Origin of the sequence: Bradyrhizobium sp. PRIMUS42 (genome assembly GCF_023006515.1) — a bacterium.
In the GTDB taxonomy this organism is placed as follows: Bacteria; Pseudomonadota; Alphaproteobacteria; order Rhizobiales; family Xanthobacteraceae; genus Bradyrhizobium.
Window position 1 is genome coordinate 1 of the sequence record NZ_JALBGZ010000044.1, and the last position, 20,043, is coordinate 20,043.

7 protein-coding genes and 2 pseudogenes are annotated in these 20,043 nt (G+C 61.5%); 4 read left to right on the plus strand and 5 right to left on the minus strand.

Translation table 11 applies throughout. The annotated features are described in order from the left end of the window. The coding region (locus MOV75_RS06820) for an AAA family ATPase (protein WP_247005256.1) at positions 1–822 on the minus strand (822 nt) is incomplete at its 3' end. Between the two features lie 217 nt (positions 823–1,039). After that, positions 1,040–1,696: a DsbA family protein gene (locus MOV75_RS06825; RefSeq protein ID WP_246929470.1), complete on the minus strand. Its 657-nt coding sequence runs from the start codon at positions 1,694–1,696 to the stop codon at positions 1,040–1,042. Between MOV75_RS06825 and MOV75_RS06830 the strand changes: the two genes are divergently transcribed. After that, positions 1,689–7,778 (plus strand): Ig-like domain-containing protein, encoded by a 6,090-nt coding sequence (locus MOV75_RS06830; RefSeq protein WP_247005257.1) that lies wholly within the window; start codon positions 1,689–1,691, stop codon positions 7,776–7,778. The genes MOV75_RS06825 and MOV75_RS06830 overlap by 8 nt on opposite strands. Positions 7,779–8,981: 1,203 nt before the next feature. On the opposite strand, the gene MOV75_RS06835 is transcribed toward MOV75_RS06830, so the two are convergent. Then, the gene (locus MOV75_RS06835) at positions 8,982–14,852 is read right to left on the minus strand and encodes an AAA family ATPase (protein WP_247005258.1); all 5,871 of its coding nucleotides are present in this window, start codon (positions 14,850–14,852) and stop codon (positions 8,982–8,984) included. Positions 14,853–17,081: 2,229 nt separating this feature from the next. Here MOV75_RS06835 and MOV75_RS06840 point away from each other — a divergent pair. Next, a pseudogene (locus tag MOV75_RS06840) lies at positions 17,082–17,186 on the plus strand (transposase); the annotation flags it as partial. Between the two features lie 312 nt (positions 17,187–17,498). Further along, a complete protein-coding gene (locus MOV75_RS06845; RefSeq protein WP_247005260.1) occupies positions 17,499–17,759 on the plus strand; it encodes a hypothetical protein in 261 nt (86 codons plus the stop codon). 89 nt (positions 17,760–17,848) lie between these two features. Here the strand turns inward: MOV75_RS06845 and MOV75_RS06850 are convergent, their stop codons facing one another. Beyond that, complete coding sequence (locus tag MOV75_RS06850) at positions 17,849–18,013, minus strand: hypothetical protein (RefSeq protein ID WP_246917341.1); 165 nt, start codon at positions 18,011–18,013, stop codon at positions 17,849–17,851. 759 nt (positions 18,014–18,772) lie between these two features. Continuing rightward, positions 18,773–19,018, minus strand: coding sequence for a PilZ domain-containing protein (locus tag MOV75_RS06855; protein ID WP_247005259.1), 246 nt, complete (start codon positions 19,016–19,018; stop codon positions 18,773–18,775). A 755-nt stretch (positions 19,019–19,773) separates the two neighbouring features. Here MOV75_RS06855 and MOV75_RS06860 point away from each other — a divergent pair. After that, positions 19,774–20,043 (plus strand): annotated as a pseudogene (locus tag MOV75_RS06860) (glucan biosynthesis glucosyltransferase H); the annotation flags it as partial.

Consider the following 20,043-nt stretch of genomic DNA (forward strand, 5'->3'; position numbering starts at 1 on the left):
GATCGCCTGGATGCGGGCGGCTTCGGCCTGGTGCTGGGTGCGCTCGGCCATCTCGCGGACGGCGAGATCGTGGGTCTGGCCGGATTCGTTGACGTCGGCATGGGCGCCGATCCAGCGCAGATGGAACAGGGTGGCTTCGGCCTTGCGGACCTTGGCCGCGACCTCGCGATAACGCACGGCCTGGCGGGCCTGCTTCTTCAGGCCTTCCATCTGTCCTGCGAGCTGGCCGATCACGTCCTCGACACGGGTGAGGTTGGTTTCGGCGGCCTTCAGCCGCAGCTCGGCCTCATGACGGCGGGCATGCAGGCCTGCAACGCCGGCGGCGTCTTCCAGCACGCGGCGGCGCTGCTCGGGCTTGGCCTGGATGATTTCGCCGATCTTGCCCTGGTGGACGAGAGCCGGCGAACGCGCGCCCGTAGCGGCATCCGCGAACAGGATCTGCACGTCGCGGGCGCGCACGTCGCGGCCGTTGATGCGATAGACCGAGCCGGCTTCACGCTCGATGCGGCGGGAGATTTCGAGCAACTGGCTGTCGTTCATCGCCGCCGGCGCGGTGCGATCGGAATTGTCGATCGTCATCGTCACTTCGGCGTGGTTGCGCGCCGGACGGTTGCCGGAGCCGGCAAAGATCACCGCGTCCATGTCGGCGGCACGCAGCGACTTGTACGAGGTCTCGCCCATCGCCCAGCGCAGCGCTTCGACGAGATTCGACTTGCCGCAACCGTTGGGGCCGACCACGCCGGTCAGGCCGGGCTCGATGACGAAGTCCGTGGCCTCAACGAAGGACTTGAAGCCGTGAAGGCGCAGGCGGGTGATTTTCATAAGCACGCATCTCTGTTGGCAGGCGCGAATCCCCCTGCCGGGACAATACCATGGAAGGCAATGTCGCTCTCTGGGTGAGTCGCGCGAGGCGCCTCATGCGGCTGGACAATGGCCGTGGTGCGCCGCGAGGGCAACCGGCGAAAGCCGCTTTTCCCAAGGGATTTATCCCGGGAAAGATACGGCTTTAGATGCGCGAATCAGGATTGTCGCGTGCGAATCAGCTCTTCAGCAGCGGATTGATCTTCTTGGCGAAATCCTCGAACGAGGTCTCGCCCTTGATCTTCTCGCCGTTGATGAAGAAGGTCGGCGTCGAATCCACCTTCAACACGTCGCTGGCATATTTCTGGTCGGCGGCGATCTTGTCGAGCAGCGCCTGGTCCTTCAGGCAGGCTTCGACCTGCTGCTGGGTGAGGCCGGCCTGCTTGCCGATCCGCGTCAGGGTCTCGGTGGTGTTCTTCATCACCCAGTCGTTCTGCTGGCGGAACAGCATGTCGGTGACCGCGAAGTATTTGGGCGCGTCGTCCTTGGCGATGCAGCGCGACAGCATCGAGCCGGCGGCGGCTTTGATATCGAGCGGGAACTCGCGGAAGATGTAACGCACCTTGCCCGTGTCGATGTATTCCTTCTTGATCTTCGGGAACACCTGCTCATTGAAGGCGGCGCAGTGTGGGCAGGTCATTGAGGCGTATTCGGTGATGGTGACGGCGGCATCCTTCGGGCCGAGCGCCATGTCGGGCAGCGACACGGGCTTCGCTACATCGCCGGCCGACTGTGCCATGGCCTCAGAGACGAAGCGCAGCGGAGAGAACCCGGCGAGCGCGGCAAGCCCGGTCAGCGACAGCATCGTGGTGAAGGCGCGGCGGGTGATGATCACGGCCGCCGACGTGACGGCAGGCAACGTCAGCCTGACGGTATCCGCTGGCGATCTCGGAGCCGATGGCACCAAACAGGTCACGGCCCAGTTCAGCGATGCCGCCGGCAACAGCTCGACGAGCGCATCGCTGAGCTTCACCCTGGACACGACGGCACCGACGGTCGCCATCACCAGCACCGGCGGACCGGTCAACCAGGCCAGCCAGACCATCACCGGCACGGTGGGCGTCGCCGATGCCGGCGCCACCGTCACCATCCTGGACGGCAGCACGACGATTGGCTCCGCCATCGTGCAGGGCAACGGGACCTGGAGCACCACGGTCACGCTCAGCAGTGGCCCGAACTCGCTGACGGCTCGGGTGAGCGACGCGGCCGGTAATACCGCGACCAGCGGCGCGGTGGTCTACACGCTCAGCACCACCGGCCCGACCGTGACCGAGGCCCTGGTTGCCGACACCGGCACTTCGGCCACCGACCATGTCACCGCCAACCCGGCGCTGAGCGGCACCGGCCTCGCCAACACGGTGGTGCACTTCACCATCGACGGCAGCTTGATCGCGGCGACAGTGACCACTGATGCGCAAGGCGCCTGGTCGTTTACGCCGAGCGGGCTGGCCGACGGACCGCACACCATCGTCGCGAGCCAAACCGACACTTTTGGCAATATTGGCTCGGCCTCGCTAAACTTCACCCTCGACACGACGGCACCGACCGGTGGCACCCCAGATCTGACGTCGGGTTTGGATACTGGTACCTCGAGCACGGACAACATTACCTCGGCGACCTCGCCGAGCTTCACGGTGGCGCTGAACCCGACCGATGCCATCGGCGATACCGTGCGGCTGTTGCTGGGCGGCTCGCCGCTGGCGCACCCGGTCACGCATGTGATCACAGCCGCCGACGTGACGGCAGGCAGCGTCAGCCTGACCGTATCCGACGGCGATCTCGGAGCCGATGGCACCAAACAGATCACGGCGCAGTTCAGCGATGTCGCCGGCAACGGTTCGACGAGCGCAGCGCTGAGCTTCACGCTCGACACCACGGCACCGACGGTCGCCATCACCAGCACCGGCGGACCCGTCAACCAGGCCAGCCAGACCATCACCGGCACGGTGAGCGTTGCCGATGCCGGCGCCACCGTCACCATCCTGGACGGCACCACCGCAATCGGCACCGCCATCGTGCAGGGCAACGGGACCTGGAGCACCACGGTCACGCTCAACAGCGGCCCGAACGCGCTGACCGCCCGGGTGAGCGATGCGGCTGGCAACACCGCAACCAGCGGCGCGGTGGTCTATTCTGTCGGCGTGCCCGGCGCCATTCTCGGCGATGCTGGCGACAACACCCTGACAGGGACCGCCGGGAACGATGCCTTCCAAGGCTTCGGCGGTAATGACACATTCAACGGTTTGTCGGGCGTTGATCGAGCGGTCTATGTCGACGCGACCGGGGGCATCACCGCCGATCTGACGGCAGGAACCGTGACGGGTCCGGGTGTCGGCACCGACAGTCTGGTCGGTGTCGAAGCCATCCAGGGCAGCAACTTTGCCGATCACTACTCGGCGGTCGGTTTCAGCGGCAATTCCGGGGTGCCTGGCACGCCAATTGGCTTCAACAGCTTCGAAGGCATGGGGGGAGATGACATCATCGCCGGCACGGTCAATCCTTCCGGAGAGATTCTGACCCGCATTTCCTATGTCAGCGCGACAGCGGCAGTGGTCGTTGATTTCGCCGCGGGAACAGCGAACGGCGATGCATCAGTCGGCAACGACACCTTCACCAATGTCAATTCGGTCATTGGGTCAGCATTTGGAGACACGCTGCGGGGCAGCGACAATCCGAACGGCACTTTCGAGCAATATGAGGCTCGTGCCGGCAACGATCTGATCGATGGCCGCGGCGGCTACGATTTTGCCGTCTACAACAACGACGCCACCACCACCACGGGCTTAATTGTCAATCTTGCGGCCGGTACCGTCACTGGCGACGCGACAATCGGGACCGATACGCTGCGTTCAGTGGAAGCCGTCCGCGGCACCAACTTCGCCGATACTTACGATGCCGCTGGTTTCAGCGGCACCAGCACCAATGCCGGATCGAGCGGCACCTTCAACAATTTCGAAGGCATGGGCGGCAACGATGGCATCATCGGCAACGGCAACACCCGACTCCAGTATACGCAATCAACCGCCGGCGTGACTGTCGATTTCCTCGCGGGCACTGCAACCGGCGATGCCTCCGTGGGTACCGATACATTCACCGGCGTCAACGCCGTCATGGGCTCGATGTTTGCCGACACCTTTGCTGGAAGCGGCGCCAATGAGAACTTCATGGGCCTTGCCGGCGATGATTTCATCGACGGAAAAGGCGGCTTCGACACGGCGCAATATGCCAACCTGACCTTCACGACGGGGGGGATCAGCGTTCACCTTGCAGCTGGAACGCTGACCGGAGATGCCTCGAGCGGCACCGACACCTTGCGTTCAATCGAAGGCATTCAGGGCACTCATTTTACCGACACTTATGTCGCGACTAATTTCGGCGTCACCGGCGCTATCGATCCCGCGACCGGCCTTCCCTATGCCAATGTCGGCAACAATGGCACCTTCAATCAATTCGAGGGAATGGGCGGTAACGACATCATCACCGGCAACGGCAACACTCGTCTGATCTACACCAATGCAACCGGCCCCGTGACGATCACTTTCGCTCTCAACGGCTGGACCAGCACCACCAGCGGCGCGTCGGGTACCGTAACCGGTGATGGGTCCGTAGGCACCGACACCTTCTCCGGTGTCGGCTCGGTGTCGGGGTCGTCATTTGCCGACACCATCACCGGCTCGAACAATCCAAACAACACCTCGGAGGAATTTGCCGGTCGCGGCGGCAATGACTTCATCGACGGTAAAACTGGCTTCGACAGGGCGTTCTACAACAACGATGGTTCGGCGTCGGGTATTCAAATCGATATGGCTTCGGGCATGGTGACCGGCGACGCTTCGATCGGAACGGACACCCTCCGATCCATCGAAGCGATCCGCGGAACCGGCTTCGCCGACACTTATGTCGCGACCAGTTTCGGCGTCTCCGGCGCAAATGTCGGCGATTTCGGTACCCTCAACGAGTTTGAGGGAATGGCCGGCAATGACACGATCACCGGCAACGGCAATTCCCGCATCGCATATTACAATGCTCTCGATGGGGTGACTGTCGACCTCGCCGCCGGCAATTCCCACGGGACGGCCTCCGATGACCTCGCAGGTGTCGGGACAGACACGTTCACCGGCGTGAATGCCGTCCGCGGTTCAGCTTTCGCTGACGTCATTCTGGGCGATGCCAATGCCAATGCCCTCGACGGCAGGGACGGCAATGATCGGATCGACGGCCGCGGTGGCGCCGATACCTTGACCGGCGGGAACGGCGCCGACACCTTTGTCTACGCCGATGGTGACGGAGCAGACACCATCACGGACTTTAACCGTACCCAAGGCGACACGATCGATCTGACAGGGTTGTCAGGCTTCTTCACGCTCGCAGATGTTCAATCGAAGGCAACGGTGAGCGGCGGCAACACCATCATCGATGTCGGAAGCGGGAATACCCTGACGCTGATAGGTGTAACAAGCCTCCAGCAGAGCGACTTCATCTTTCCCAACGCCACCAACGGCACCTCGGGCTCGGATATGCTGCTCGGAACGAGTCAAGCGGATGCAATTTCCGGCCTCGCCGGAAATGATCGGCTTCAGGGATTCGGCGGCAACGATCTGCTCGATGGCGGGGCCGATTTTGACCGCGCTGTCTATACCGATGCCACGGGCGGGATCTCCGTGAACCTTGCGGCGGGAACGGTATCCGGACCGGGAGCGGGTACCGATACGCTGGTCGCGATCGAAGCCGTGGTTGGCAGTGATTTTGCGGACACCTTCAATGCGACCGGTTTCGCCGGGGGCACCGGTACGCCCGGTACGCCGATCGGGTTCAACGAGTTCGAGGGCCGCGGTGGCAACGACACCATTCTGAGTGACGTGAATCCTTTAGGCGCGGCTCTGACGCGGGTCTCCTATGTGAGCGCCACCGCCGGTGTGACTGTCGACATCGCAGCCGGAGCGGCGGATGGCGATGGCTCCGTTGGTCACGACACGTTTGTTGGCTCGGGGATTCTTGCCGTTTGGGGCTCTTCGTTCGCCGATACTCTTTTCGGAAGCAACAATGGATTCGGCACGGTCGAGGTGTTTGCGGGGTTCGTTGGCAACGACGTGATCGATGGCCGCGGCGGCTTCGACCGCGTCGACTACAATAACGATCCGACCACCACGTCAGGAATCACTGTCAATCTCGCGGCTGGCACCCTGACCGGAGATGCCACTGTCGGCACCGATACTCTTGTGTCGATCGAAGCTGTCCGCGGCACCAATTTTGCCGATACCTACAGCGCCTCCGGATTTAGCAACACCAGCACGAACTCTGGATCATTGGGCACCTTCAATGAGTTCACCGGCGAGGGCGGCAACGACGTCATCACCGGCAACGGTAACACGCGCCTCGGATTCAACAATGCGACCGCAGGCGTCGTGGTGGATATAGCAGCCGGCACGGCTACCGGGGACGTCTCGGTCGGAAGCGATACGTTCACGGGCGTCAATGCCGTCATGGGCACGATGTTCGCCGATTCCTTGTCGGGAAGCGGCATCAACGAGATATTTACCGGGCTTGGCGGCAACGACGCGATTGACGGTCGCGGCGGATTCGATACCGCCAGCTACAACAACATCTATCTATCGACCGGCAGTGTCACCATTGACATGGCGTCCGGCACGGCCACGGGCGACTCCTCGATCGGTACGGACACGCTGCGTTCGATCGAGGCCATCCAGGGAACCGTCCTTGCCGACACCTATGTGGCAACGGGATACGGCCTCGCAGGCGCTCTTAACGTCGGCAACAACGGCAGCTTCAACCAGTTCGAGGGACTTGGTGGTGACGATGCCATTACCGGCAACGGCAACACGCGGCTGATCTACACCAATGCAACCGGTCCCGTGACGATCACGTTTGGCCTCAATAGCTGGACCAGCACCACCAGCGGCGCGTCGGGTACCGCAACCGGCGATGCGTCGGTAGGCACCGACAGCTTCTCGGGCGTTAGTTCGGTGTCAGGGTCCTCCTTCGCCGATACCATCACCGGCTCCAACAATCCGAATGGTACAGCGGAAGATTTTGCCGGTCGCGGCGGCAATGACTTCATCGACGGTAAAACTGGCTTCGACAGGGCGTTCTACAACAACGACGGTTCGGTTTCAGGTATTCAAGTCGATATGGCGTCAGGCGTGGTGGCCGGCGACGCTTCCATCGGAACGGATACCCTCCGATCTATTGAAGCGATCCGTGGGACCAATTTCGACGATACTTATGTCGCAACCAGCTTTGGCACTTCAGGTGCAAACGCCGGCGATTTCGGCACCCTCAACGAGTTCGAGGGAATGGACGGCAATGATGCCATCACAGGAAACGGCAATACCCGGATTGCGTTCTACAATGCGCTGGATGGGGTGACAGTCGACCTCGCCGCTGGCAACTCTCGCGGGACGGCCTCCGGTGACCTCGCAGGCATTGGGACAGATACCTTCACCGGCGTGAATGCCGTCCGTGGGTCATCCTTCGCTGACTTCATTTTTGGCGATGCCGGCAGCAACACGCTGGATGGGCAAGCAGGAGACGACGTGATCCAGGGCCGAGGAGGTGCCGACACGTTAATAGGAGGAGCGGGAAGCGACCAATTCGTATTCGCTGCGGTTTCCGATTCCACGGTTGCAAGCCACGACACGATCAGTGATTTCGTTCATGGTACAGACATCATCGACACCTCGGCGATCGCGGGGGTGACGAGTGTCCAAGGCTTGCTAAGCGGGAGCGCCCAAGTCGCCGCGCACAGTATCGGGTGGATTCAGAGCGGCGCGAATACGATTGTCTACGTCAACAGCTCGGCCACTGCGCAGAGCGAAGGGGCGGCGGATATGGAAATTGTCTTGACCAATGTAACTGCGAATACACTGACCAGTCAGGATTTTCTCCTCCACATCTAACGTACTCTTTCTGAAGGATGGCCGGCTTCCAGGTGCGAGTCGCGCCGAGGGGACGTTCCGTGAATAACTCTCAACGGATCTCATAGCGGAGTTCGAGCCGGTCGCTTGTGGTCTTTGCTGCGTATTGAACACGCAAGGCAAGCCACTTTCGCGGTGCTTGCGACACCACAGGCAGGTGGCGCGATGAACACTTGCCGGTTGCCTGCTAACGCTGCCGCAGGTCCCAGTTCGCGATCGAAATTTCCCTGTTCCGAGATGGCATGCTTTGGCTACCAAAGGCTTGAATTTTCAGGGCGTTTCACCCGGCCCTCGCCCAGGGGTGGCGCTTTAGCCGCGTTTTCCCTGCAGAATTCCAGTAACCAGGGAATTGAAGTTAGCGGCCTTTCAGCAAGGTCAGGGTCGGTGGCATGGGAGGAGGCAGCGCCTGTGACCTCCTCGGCTGGCCGAGGCTCGGCGTCATTGACGCCCTTGGTTAACCCCAGAGCCGACCCGCCATTGTTTTTCCTGGCGTGGCCCATTTGGGGGAGGCGCACCCAAAGGGGGATGGCATATCGCTTCCCGCGGCCCCCCATTGCACGGCGGCGGTCTTGCCCCCGTGTGGGACAAGGTGCCGGCAGGTCGTTAAGTCGCGGAATGGCGTCAAACTCGTTGGGAGACAATGTCGTGGGCTTGGACGACTTCTCGTTCTTCGAGCTCGAGATGCGCAAACGTTCGCGGGGCTGGGAGTGGAGTATTGGCTCCCGCGACCGCAAAGCCATCATGCGAGGAAGAGCGAGGAAACGCGTGGTGGCGAGGTACGAGGCGAGCAGCGCGTTGCTTCTCTTGCTGATGAACGTGTCCGTGGCGGCTCGGACCCGAAAATGAAGGTGGAGCGCGAACCGCTAAGGCCGCCACCCTTCAGCTGAAGGGCCGAAAAGGTCGAGGTTCTTTCGCGCTCGGGCGATATCCGTGAGCGCCTACGGCACAAGCCAAATGCTCACCCCAACTGCGAAACCAGCGTGACCAGCTCCGACTGGCGGTGCGCTCCCGTCTTCGAGAAGATCGACTTGAGATGGTTGCGGGCGAGCTATGCCGGGCTTTCGAAGGACGAATGCCGCCAAATCTTGAATTCGCCCCTGTCCGGCCCCAGGCCCACTCCAGATTGACACATCGGAACTGGCGTGAACGCCGGAGCGGGGTTTCAAAAGCAACCATGCGGGATCGTCACGACGCGCTGCCCGGATGGGCTGGCACCGTGAAGTGGAAAGTCGCGCCATGGGCCGCATTGGAGGTCACCCACAAGCGCCCGGCATGCGCTTCGATGATCGAGCGGCAGATCGACAGTCCCATCCCCAGACCGTCAGGCTTCGTCGTGTAGAAGGGGTCGAATATGCGCTTGAGAGCGTCTGGGGCCAATCCTGGTCCCGAATCCTTCACCGCGACGATAATGCCGTCAGATTCCGCCCGAGCGGTCGTAATGAGCACGTTTCGCGATCCCCTCGCGACAGTGCCCATGGCTTGGATGGCATTGACCATCAGGTTGAGGATCACCTGCTGCAATTGGACGCGATCACCTTCGACGAGTGGCAAACCGTCTCCGAGTTCCGTCTGCATCGCGACGTCGTTCTTCAGCGCTTCGCTGCGGGCGAGCTCGATCACGTCCCGGATCGCCTCGTTGATATCCAGGCGATCCTTCAGGGGCGGTGCTTTTTTGATGAGATCACGTATCCGCCCGATGATGTCGCGGGCTCGATCATTGTCGTTCACAACATAACCGAGCATGTCCCTGGCTCTCCCAACATCCGGCGGGTTTCTGTTCAAGTAACGCAGGGCGGCATCGGCATTCATCGATGCGCCAGCGATCGGCTGGCTCACTTCATGGGCGATCGAGGCCGTGAGCTCACCCATGGTGGCGAGGCGGTTCGCATGCGCCAATTCCCTTTGCACCTCCCGCAAGGTCTCTTCGGCCTGCTTGCGCGCGGTGGTGTCCCGTCCGACGCCGCGGTAACCGATGAAGCGCCCTGCATTGTCGAGGACCGGCAGTCCCGAGATGGACACGTAGCGTTTGCCGCCGTCAGGCGTAGGCCGCGCCAGCTCGAAATCACGGAACGGCAGGTGGGCATCGAGCGTCTCCCGGTGCTTGCGCCAGGCCTCCGCGTCAGGCTCCAAATAGGGCACTTCCCACCACGTCTTCCCAATTTCAGAGCCAGGCGCCGGCGCGTCGGCAAGACCTTGGCCGAACTCCTGGCGGGTGAAGCGATGCTGCGCATCGGATTCCCAGTAGACGTCGAAGGAGAATTGTACAAGGGTGCGAAAGCGCTCCTCGCTCTGCCGCAGAGCCTCTTCCGACCGCTTGCGCTCCGTCAGGTCGACGACAAAAGAGACGCCGTAATCTCGTCGCTCGTCGAATGCAGCCATGCCGATCAACACGGGCACGCGGCTGCCGTCCTTGCGGAAATATTCCTTCTCGAACGGCTGCACGCTCCCCATCATCTTCAGCTCCGGAATCCACAATTGCATGTGGCGGTCGAGCCACTCCGGCGGTGTAAGGTCAGTCCAGCGCAGGCGGCCCGAAATGAGATCCTCGCGATCGTATCCTACGATGCGGAGAAACGCATCATTCGCCTCCAGAATCCGACCTCCAAGCTCCCAGATGATAATCCCGATGATGTTGGCCTCGACCAGGCGCCGAATCCTAGCCTCGCGATCTGCGAGATCCTGGTACAAGTGAGCATTCTCCAGCGCGATTGCCGCCTGCGAGGCGAGCAGCTTTAGCACCGCGATCCGACCCGGCGCGAAGACATGCGCAGCCAGATTGTTTTCCAGGTACAGCACGCCGATGAAATTGGCATGAGCGATCACCGGCAGGCCGAGAACAGAGCGCGCTTGACGCTGAATGATGTAGGGATCCGCTGAAAACGGTTTCTGGGCTGCGGCATCATCGAGGATGATGCTCTCCCGCGTACGCAAGATGTAGTGGAGGATCGCCTCCGGCAGGAGCGCTGCAGTCACGGGCTCGTCGTGCAGCCGCACGACGACCGTGTCGCCGTCGGTGGTCGCTTCGGCGGCAATTCGCAACTCAGCCCCGTGCGACAGAACCAACAGGCCGCGCTCGGCGCCCGCGTGCTCGATAGCGGCGCGCATGACGGTGCTGAGCAGCTTCTCCCGGACGATTGCGCCCGAGACCGCTTGCGACAACTTGATGACTGTAGCGAGGTCGAGCTGCTCCAGCGGGGCCCCGATCGTGCTCGTCGAGCCGGGCGCCGGTGTTTCCTCTGCCAGGTGGGCATAGACGCGGTCGAGCTGCCGCACCTTGCCATCAGCTCCCCACCGCAAATAAGCACGCCGAGCGTCGGCCAAGTACGCACGAGCGATTCTCTCAAACCCGCGCGCCGCGTAGAAGCGTGCGGCGAGTTCGTTGGCAAGCGCGTCGTTTTGAACAAAGCCATTGGCGCGGGCCGAGCGGATAGCGTGTTCATAGAGGCGCTCGGCATCGAGCTCGCGGCCCTTCAAGCGGGCGACCTCCGCCTCGACAAGCGCTGCGCGATTCTCGAAATTCTCCGGACAATTCTTTGCCCAGATTTGGATGTGTCTCCGGTGCGCCGCCAGTGCCGCGAGGTACTCCCGGTGCTGGGCAGGCGCGGCGGAAGCGCAGGCCATCGCGAGCGACAATGCACCATAGAATTCGTATTCGGCGGTTTCGAGCTGCGATATGGACGTCCACAGCAGCCGCTGCGCCCTTTGTGAGGCCTCAATCGCAGCCGCGTAGTCGCCTGCAAAAAAGCGCGCCTGCTGCTTTCGGATCCAATACCAGCAGTCCGCCCGCATGAGGTTGGCATTCTCGGCGAACCGGCGCTCCGTCTGAAGCTCTTCAAACTGCTCATCGTCGAAGGAGCCGAATTTCGACGTCAGCCCCCGCAGGGTTCGGACGAGCTGCAGTTGGCTGACGACAACGTCAACGACCAGCCCGAACTGTGCCGCTTTCGCAAACGCGAGGCCACTCTCGACTTCGCGTTGCACCTCGGCGAGCGGGTCACCAGCCGCGAGCAGATTCGAATTCAGATTGACGCGGGCGTACGCGGCGAACGTGAGGTCGCCGGTTTTGTTTGCGACATCGAAAGCCCGAAGCAGCGAATCACGCGCAGTCCGGACATGTCGCGTCCATGGCGCGAGGTGCGCTCCGAAGAGCATGTAGGCCTGCGCATGAAATCGCGTCAATCCGCGCCGTTCGACCAATTCATATCCGAGCAGACCAAACCGAGATCCCGCCTCGTAGTCGCCGAAGCGAGGACCGGCAATCATCCCAAGCCTCATATAGGCAACGCACGAGGCATCGCAGTTTCCGTGCTCAAGGCTGAGATTAACCGCTCGACAAACGGTCAAGGAAAAGAGGTTCAAATCCGTGAATAGTGCAGGCGGCAGCAGCCTGGTCAGCACGCCCAGAGTTGCGAGAGACACCGGATCACTCATCAAGGGCAGTTCGATCAGAGCTTCGATACGGCGTCCGCCAAGTTGGGACCGGACGCGGTCGTATTCACCTCGCGCCTCCTCCTCCGTCGGATGGGCGGGCCAGTCGATGGTCAGGTGGCGGAGGTAATCAAGAGCAACAGCAATTGCATCGCTACTCCGATCGAGCCTCGTGTACAGATCGATACGCAGGCATGAGACCGTGGCTAACTCGACAGGGCCGGCCGCACGGGCTGAGAGAACCATCAGGCGTCGCTCCGCTTCCGCCAGCGCGCCGGTCAGAAACTCGCATTCTGCCCGGTTGATCTCCAGCGAGAAGGCAAGTTCATGCCTGCTCTCCCAGCAATCCTCCAGCAACAGTGCCGCGCCGGCATTGAGATAAGTCAGTGCCGAGTCATAAGCGGTGGACGCTTTGGCGCGCTTGGCTGCGAGCAGGTTGAGCTCGGTCAGCTTCGCTTGTTCGTCTCGTGAGGTGATCAACGCAACGCCGCGGTTGAGCTGATTGACAATGTCGAAGATCACGTCCCCGTGCTGTTCTGTGGGAGTATTCGCCACGAGCAGCCGGCCGATGGCGAGATGGGCTTCCGCACGCTCGGCTTCCGGTTTGCTTGAATAGGCGGCTTCCTGCACTCGGTCGTGGGTGAATCTGTAATAGCCTTGCCGTCGCTCGACCAGCTCCTCGTGCGCGGCTTCCCACAGCGCTGCGTCGACTTCAGCCGCCGATCTTCCCAGAACAAGGGCCAACAGCGTGATCGTGGCGGTGTTACCGAGACAGGCGAGCTGCTGCAACGCTGCCTGCGTGTCGGCCGGAAGGCGCGCGAGTTTGCCGACCATGAGGTCCACCACATTGTCGGTATAGCCCTTGGCGCGAATGAGATCGAGATCCCACGTCCAGCACGACGACGTATGATCGAACGCAAGCAAACGCTCCTCGACGAGCTCGTAAAGAAACTGGATGGCGAAGAACGGATTGCCGCCCGCTTTCTCCTGCACTAACTGCACCAGGGACGCGGCATAACTCGGCTCGCAACGCAACGAGTCGGCGATCAGCTGCCCGACATGCTCGGTGGCAAGCGGCGCTAGCGCGATCTCCTCAACGATGCCGCTGCAATTCTTGATGGCGGCGATCTTGCGCCGCAGAGGATGCGCGGCGTCGACCTCGTTATCGCGGTAAGCGCCGATCATCAGCAGATGGCTCACATCCGCCTGAGTCAGCAGATCCTCGAGCAGGTCCAGCGTCGCCGAGTCTAGCCATTGCAGGTCGTCGAGGAATAGCGCCAGTGGATGCTCCGGTCGCGCGAACACGCCGATGAAGTGCCGCACCACTTGGTGGAAGCGCCTTTGCGCATCCTGCAGAGCCAGGTCGGGTACCCGCGGCGGCTCGCCGATGATGAGCCTCAGCTCGGGGACGAGGTCCACCAATAGCCCGCCGTTCGGGCCTAACGCCTTGTGCAGGGCATCGCGCCAGGGCGCCAGCTCGATCTCACTCTTCGCCAGGAGGCCCCGGAGCAGGCTGCGGAACGCCTGCGCCAGTGTGGCATAGGGAATGTCGCGCTTGTATTGGTCGAATTTGCCGTCGGCGAACAGGCCGCGCGAGGGCACCAGCACCTTGTGCAGCTCGTTGACGACAGCTGACTTGCCGATGCCGGCGTATCCCGAGACCAACACCAGCGCAGGCGTGCCGCTCTGGACCATACGGTCGAAGGCCGCGAGCAAGACTTCGATGTCTCGCGCGCGCCCATAGAGCGTCTCGGGGATGAGCAGCCGGTCCGGGATGTCGCGCTCGCCCAGGGGGAAGTCGTCGATCCCCTGCCGAGCCTCCCAGGCGGCGAGGCAGCGCCGGAGATCGCTCTCCAGACCGGCCGCGGTCTGATAGCGCTCCTCGGCGGTCTTGGCGAGCAGCTTCATGATGATGGCCGAAAGGAAATGGGGCACTTGCTTCCGACGCTCGGCGGGTGGCACAGGCCTCCTGGCGATATGGCAGTGCACCCATTCCATCGGATCGGCTGCGGTAAACGGGGGCGCGCCGGCGAGCATCTGATAGAAGGTGACGCCCAGCGCGTATAGATCACTGCGCGCGTCGATCGAGCGGTTCATTCGTCCGGTCTGCTCTGGTGCCATATAGGCCAGGGTGCCGGCGATGGTCTCAGGCGGTTCGGGTGATTGGCGCTCGCGCGGGAGTCGCGAGGCAATGCCGAAACCCGTGAGTCTGACTTCGCCGGTCGCGCGATTCACGATGATGTTGTGCGGCTTGATGTCTTTGTGCACGAGCCCACGCTGATGGACCTTGCCAAGAGCCGCCGTGATGTGGACGGCGAGATGCAAGAATGTTCCCACTTGCATGGGCGCTTGGAGCTGGCGCTCCAGCGGCTCGCCGCAGGGCTCCTCGAGCAGCAGCACGGGCCGGCCGCCCTCACTGACAAGTTCGAGCGGCCGCAAGGCCCACGCGCTGTCGAGTTCGTCCTTTAGTGCATATTCGTGAGCCAGGCGATCCCGGCTCGTTGATGGGGCGTGCTCGGCGGGAAGCACGGCCAGCACAATTTTGCGGCCACCATCGGAGCCCTGGCGCGATGCCCGGCAAAAGATGCGGTCGTCGTCCTCCCATAACACCTGGAAGTCGCTGTCCATGTGCGCCGAACCGAAAGACTGGGTTCAACTGCTGGCCTCTACGGCACCCGATGTCGGGTGGCGAGATACCTGTTGAGCTCGTTGAATAAAATCGAGCTTGCCACAGATGGAGCGGCGTGGCCAGCCGAGCTAAGCTCGACTACCAACGGAGCGGTCCTGAATTCTGGCTGCCGATCAGGTGCGGCGTGGTCCTACCGACCGGAATGAACGCGATCGATCCCGATCGCGGCGTCGGCCGTGTCTCCCATCCGCTTCACGCAGATTGGCTGCCCGCGGCCTTGGCGCTCGGCTTAAAGGACCCAGGATGGGGCTATGAACGGCGCAAGCATTGTCGCAGTAAGCGTCCTGTGACGATGAGGATGCCCTCAATGTTGGACGTGATCGCGGTGGTACCGGGTCCGTTTTCAACGAGGGGCATGGGATCGATGAGTCGTTCTTCGCTGCCATCCGGTTCGATGACTGGGATCGCCATGTCGGTGGCACTCGAAAGACGCTCCTTGGAACAAGGGGAAGATCGGCGCAAAGCCGCCGCTCCGTCCGAAGCACGTCTGGTCAATCCGAACCAAGCTCCCGGGTCGAAGGCCGTATGCGCGATCTGGCGCTGTCAACGTCGCCATCGACAGCAAACTGCGCGGCTGCGACGTCGTAGCCTTGAAAGTCGCTGACCTTGCGCCGGGGCGGATATGCGGCCGACCGCGCGACTGTCCGACAAAATAAGACTGGCCGGCCAGTCAAATTTGAACTGACACGCAGCCTCCGCCCGGGGCGGTCGCCCTCAGTGTCTCAACGTTCATTTTTCAAACTCAGTTATTGCGCGGCTGCTGCTTGCTGTTGTTGGTGGTGAAGCAGTGCCTGACGTGTATGCCACCAAGGCGACGTTGTACGCCTGCCAAAGCGTATGCCTGTCGATATCTGGGAAACACTTCAACACGAGCGGTTCAACGCTAGCGATTTGATATGTATCCAAGCATTGAAGAATCACGCAGCTAACGTCGGCGATGCTATGGTGTTGCATTGCCATCGCTCCCGGTTATGGACATTAGCTGGTTCTGGGCCGCGGTCTTGGTCTATTGCCAGGACGACACGTGCAGCCACAAGCCGAAGCGACCGCCGGCAGACATCGACCGATGGCCCGATCACCTGTGTGAAGGTTCGTTCGCCCACAAGGTATGCGGCAAGCGCGACGCCCTCCTCAGAGCCGGTCGCGCCCCAATGATGGTATGCGGATGCTGAACTCTGATGAACCGCCAGATCCGTTGCTATGGTGGAGTTGTTCGAGTCGCCTGTCGAGTTCTTGCTTTTTGGCAACGATCCTCGCCGCGAGAATCTGATCGACGTCCGTGTAGAGAGCCCACAACTCATCGGCGGACATCTGCTCAAATTGCGGTCGGTAATCACGAATTTCCAAGGTCCTGCCCCCCGGTTGGGGCGGGTAGCAGCTAATTCAGTCGTCAAAGCCCGGACTCTTACGCTGATTCAGATGATCGCGTTGATGGCCGGGCCCACCGCGCTGCCCTCGTAAACCGCCTTCCTGGCTCTAGTTTCGCGTGCCACACCGACGATTCTGCGCTCGGCCTTGGCTACTCGGTCTCGAAGGTCCTCAAGTTCCGATACTTGAGACGCGAGTGCCTCAAAACGTTGGCGCAGAGCGAAATGACAACCATCAAGTCGCGCACGAGCGTCCATTGCACGCCCCTCTATCATGCTGCCCCAGAACAGATGGCCCGCGATTGGGACCACCCCCAGACTAGTTAAATTGGGCCATCGGTTCTGTTCGCTTTCGCACGCTGGCCGTATGGTTTTCTCGGTGGATCGCCGCGCGTCGACGGCTGAGGGCGGCAAGCAGCTACACTTGCCGCTCGGGCCTCACGGTTTTCGGAGGCAAAATGGAGAGCTCAGGGCGACTGCCGCCCGCGGACAAGGCCGCCCTTGGATCTCGCCATCGCACAAAGTACCGCCAGCAGCTTACCCGGCATTTAGGGTTGTGCTGGACCCGCTGTGGGCTGCGGGTCGTGTCCCCGGAGGTGGTGTTAGCTCGGTAGAGCAAAGCCGCCCGGACGCGCGCCGCCAATCGCGCCCTAGCGGGCGGCTTTGCGGGGGGCACCGGCAGTTCTCCGGTAGGACCGGGTTGCGACACGCAACGCAACCGAGGAATTCCACCGATGACATGATGAACTTGCGCAGGCTCGTGGAGAAGACCCGTCCGATCTGTTGCGTGAGATGATCGGCGTGCAGGAAGCCTATGTGCAAGGTGTCTCCACCCGCTCGGCGGGCGATCTGGTGCAGGCGATCGGCATGACCGGCATCTCCAAGAGCGAGGTCAGTCGGCTGTGTGGTGCGAGCACATCGTAGTCCGAAGTCGGGCGCAACATTTGCCCGGTCCATCTCTTCAATGGGTTAGATCAGAAGCTCATCATAGCTGATCAGCGTTCCCTTGTTCCTGTCTGCCTCTGTCTGGAACCCAGCGGCGTCATAGATCGACCGCCGCAGCGGCTCGGCTGGACCGAAACTCAGCCTAGTGACGAAGACGACGCATCAAAGCAACAGTGTCGGAATACTTTGCACCATCGCGTGATTGTTAATTTGCGCGCTCGACGCGATTCAGGCCTGCTGCGGTGAAGTCTTCAGATGGGGGGAATGACCAGAATGATTGTGCGTGCTCTCGGCGCTGCTGTCGTATTGCTAATCGCTCCGAGCTACGAAGCGTTCGCAGCGCGCAATCACAGCCCCTCCGGGCGCGTATCTTGTACGGACGTCAGATACTATGTCGCGAAGTACACAGCGCCCGTGGCCGAGATGTATGCCCGAAGTCGCGGCGCCACCGAGGCACAGATCGAGCGGGCACGACGTTGTTTGGCGTCAAACGAATCGGTCGAGGCCGAGCGCCACCGTTCCTACACCGAATGAGCCTGATCGCTCCGCACCTAAGGCCAGGCATCGGTTGAACGCGGACAGGCTTTCTCTCTTGCAATAGATCGACGAAACTCGTTCAATAGTCATTTTTTTAGAAGTAGCCCCATTTCTCGCGCCATCCGCTTGACTGAGCCGACATGCCGGCGAAGAGCTGCGGCAATTTCCGCCGCGCCGTACCGCCGGCGGATCATCGCCGACAGCTTCTTGCGTTCGACGTCGCTCCATTCTTTCGGCTTCGAGATTTTCATAGGTGTCATCTTCCCGCCGGTCCGAGGCGGGCGACATTGGGAAATTTACGGGTGCCATCCTGAGTTGTGCCCAGAGGCCGCGGAGAGGGTGGTTTGCGGACGCTTGCCGGGGGCCTAGGTGGATGCTTGTCCGCGCATGATCTCTCCCATGCCGAGCCAAGCCGAAACCTTGCGGTGGCCGCCGCTGCCGCGGAGGGAGCGGCGAACCTGCACGGGGTGACTCACTTCTGGACCTCTCCCAGCTCAGCGATCCGGTCTTTGCCGTCGACGGCGATACAACAAGGCATCAGGGACAAGTCGCCCGGCTCGCGGGCTTCGCTACACCGGCGCGTGCAAAAGGCCCGCCATGAAAACCGTCAGCGGATCGAGATGCGACCAGCACGCCTTCGAATTGATCGCTGGCGGCGAGGCCCAAGTGCAGCGGGTTTGCGTTCACACCCCTCAGGAGGGACGGCGGCGAGTTTAATCGCCACGACCTTCGACTAACCCGCCCCTTGCGCGAAGACACGTCCGCTGTTGCGGCTTACTCGACCTTGCTGCTTGCGGAAGCGCTGCAATCGACCGAAGACCGCCAGGCGAGTGCGGCCTAACTGGTGGCCGCTCGCTTGCGGTCACACTCCTATCGAACAGCGCAAGAAGTTGTGGTTCTTCCTCGGGCGACCACGAGCGGATAAGCCTATTGTCGGATCAACTATCTATGCCGGGGAAAATACCGCGAAAATCCGTTCTAGGGCCGGGCTGTAAATGAGCTTCTCAGCCTCAGAAATCCTCGAACGCGACTCCAATTTGATTGCCACTCGACCAGACCAGGCGGCAACTTCGGATGATGCGATCCTTCTCGAGCATTAGCTTAAATGTGGAGTTCATGTACTGCTTCGACGGAAGCTCAATGGATGCCCCGTGTTCCGACATGTTGACCACGCGACAGCGTAAGCTGGCGCCGTCGCCTGAAATGTAGGCCACCTCGTCCACATCGATGCGCTCGAGCTTTCGACGGTCTATCATTTCATGACTGTCCGCAATGAACTCAGTCGCCCGATGTGCACCTTGCCTCTAGCAGCCGGAATTGCCGCGCGATTTGCGTTGCTAGGTCTGATCGTTCCTGGGCAAGACTTCTTCTTTGCTCAATCATGTCGTGTCCGTCCCGTTCAAGCACTTCAATCAAGATGGTTTGGCTTTCAATATGAAGTTGCTTCGCTGAGATGTCTCGCGCGATAGTAGCCAATTCATCATCGCAATGTTGAGGCATTAGCAGTCTCATGGCTGGCCTGTCGGCGAGGACAACTACATCCTAGCTCGCCTTAGCTGCCAAACCGTTACCTGACCGGTGCAGTCGCTCAGCATCACCAATACCGACACTTCTGGCGTCATGATGAAGCGCTTGCGCAACCGCACTCCGAGGTAGCCTTCGGCGCGGCGAAGCGGGTGCATAAGCCATTTGGCATAGAAGCAGGCACCGACTTCGCCAAAACACATCATGTTACCAGGACTCGTGTCGAGATCGGCTATGTACCGCATTCTACCTGCCATCTGCGATCGGCCCGAGATTGCGGAACAGACCGCCTTGCCCTTGGAACGGTCGTCGAGGGTCACAGGACGCTTGGGCATAGGCCGAAAGGCGCGGGTCGGCCGCAGAATGCGAATCGCAAAAGCCAGCGACGATGTGGATGACCTTCTCGCTGTAGTCCCGCTGCCAGTGCCCAAGCCCGTGTAGAGCGCTTTCCTCGCACGCGATGGATTTGAGCTGAAGGATGCGCTCCATGGTATCCAGCGCGCATGCATGGAGCGTCATCGCGGGGCTGCTGTTCGCCGTTCCCATTGGGGCGCTGACTGCCGAGCCCGCGTCCGGCAACTTGTTTACCACCCCCGAAGAACGAGAGCCGCCTGCGGTGCTGCATCGGGCGAACGAATTGAGCGCGTCGGCGGATGTAGCAACCAAACCCGCATTGGTGGAGCTGCGCGAGGACGCCGCGCTTTTAGCCTTCCGCGTCGCGCCAAGTCGCGCAGCTGCCGCCTGCTCGCGCTGCGCG

What these genes read in the sequence shown, in the direction of transcription:
- MOV75_RS06830 (WP_247005257.1), top strand. Translation starts at nt 1,689, where the DNA reads ATGATCACGGCCGCCGACGTGACGGCAGGCAACGTCAGCCTGACGGTA.
- MOV75_RS06835 (WP_247005258.1), bottom strand. Translation starts at nt 14,852, where the DNA reads ATGGACAGCGACTTCCAGGTGTTATGGGAGGACGACGACCGCATCTTT.
- MOV75_RS06845 (WP_247005260.1), top strand. Translation starts at nt 17,499, where the DNA reads ATGATTGTGCGTGCTCTCGGCGCTGCTGTCGTATTGCTAATCGCTCCG.
- MOV75_RS06850 (WP_246917341.1), bottom strand. Translation starts at nt 18,013, where the DNA reads ATGAAAATCTCGAAGCCGAAAGAATGGAGCGACGTCGAACGCAAGAAG.
- MOV75_RS06855 (WP_247005259.1), bottom strand. Translation starts at nt 19,018, where the DNA reads ATGATAGACCGTCGAAAGCTCGAGCGCATCGATGTGGACGAGGTGGCC.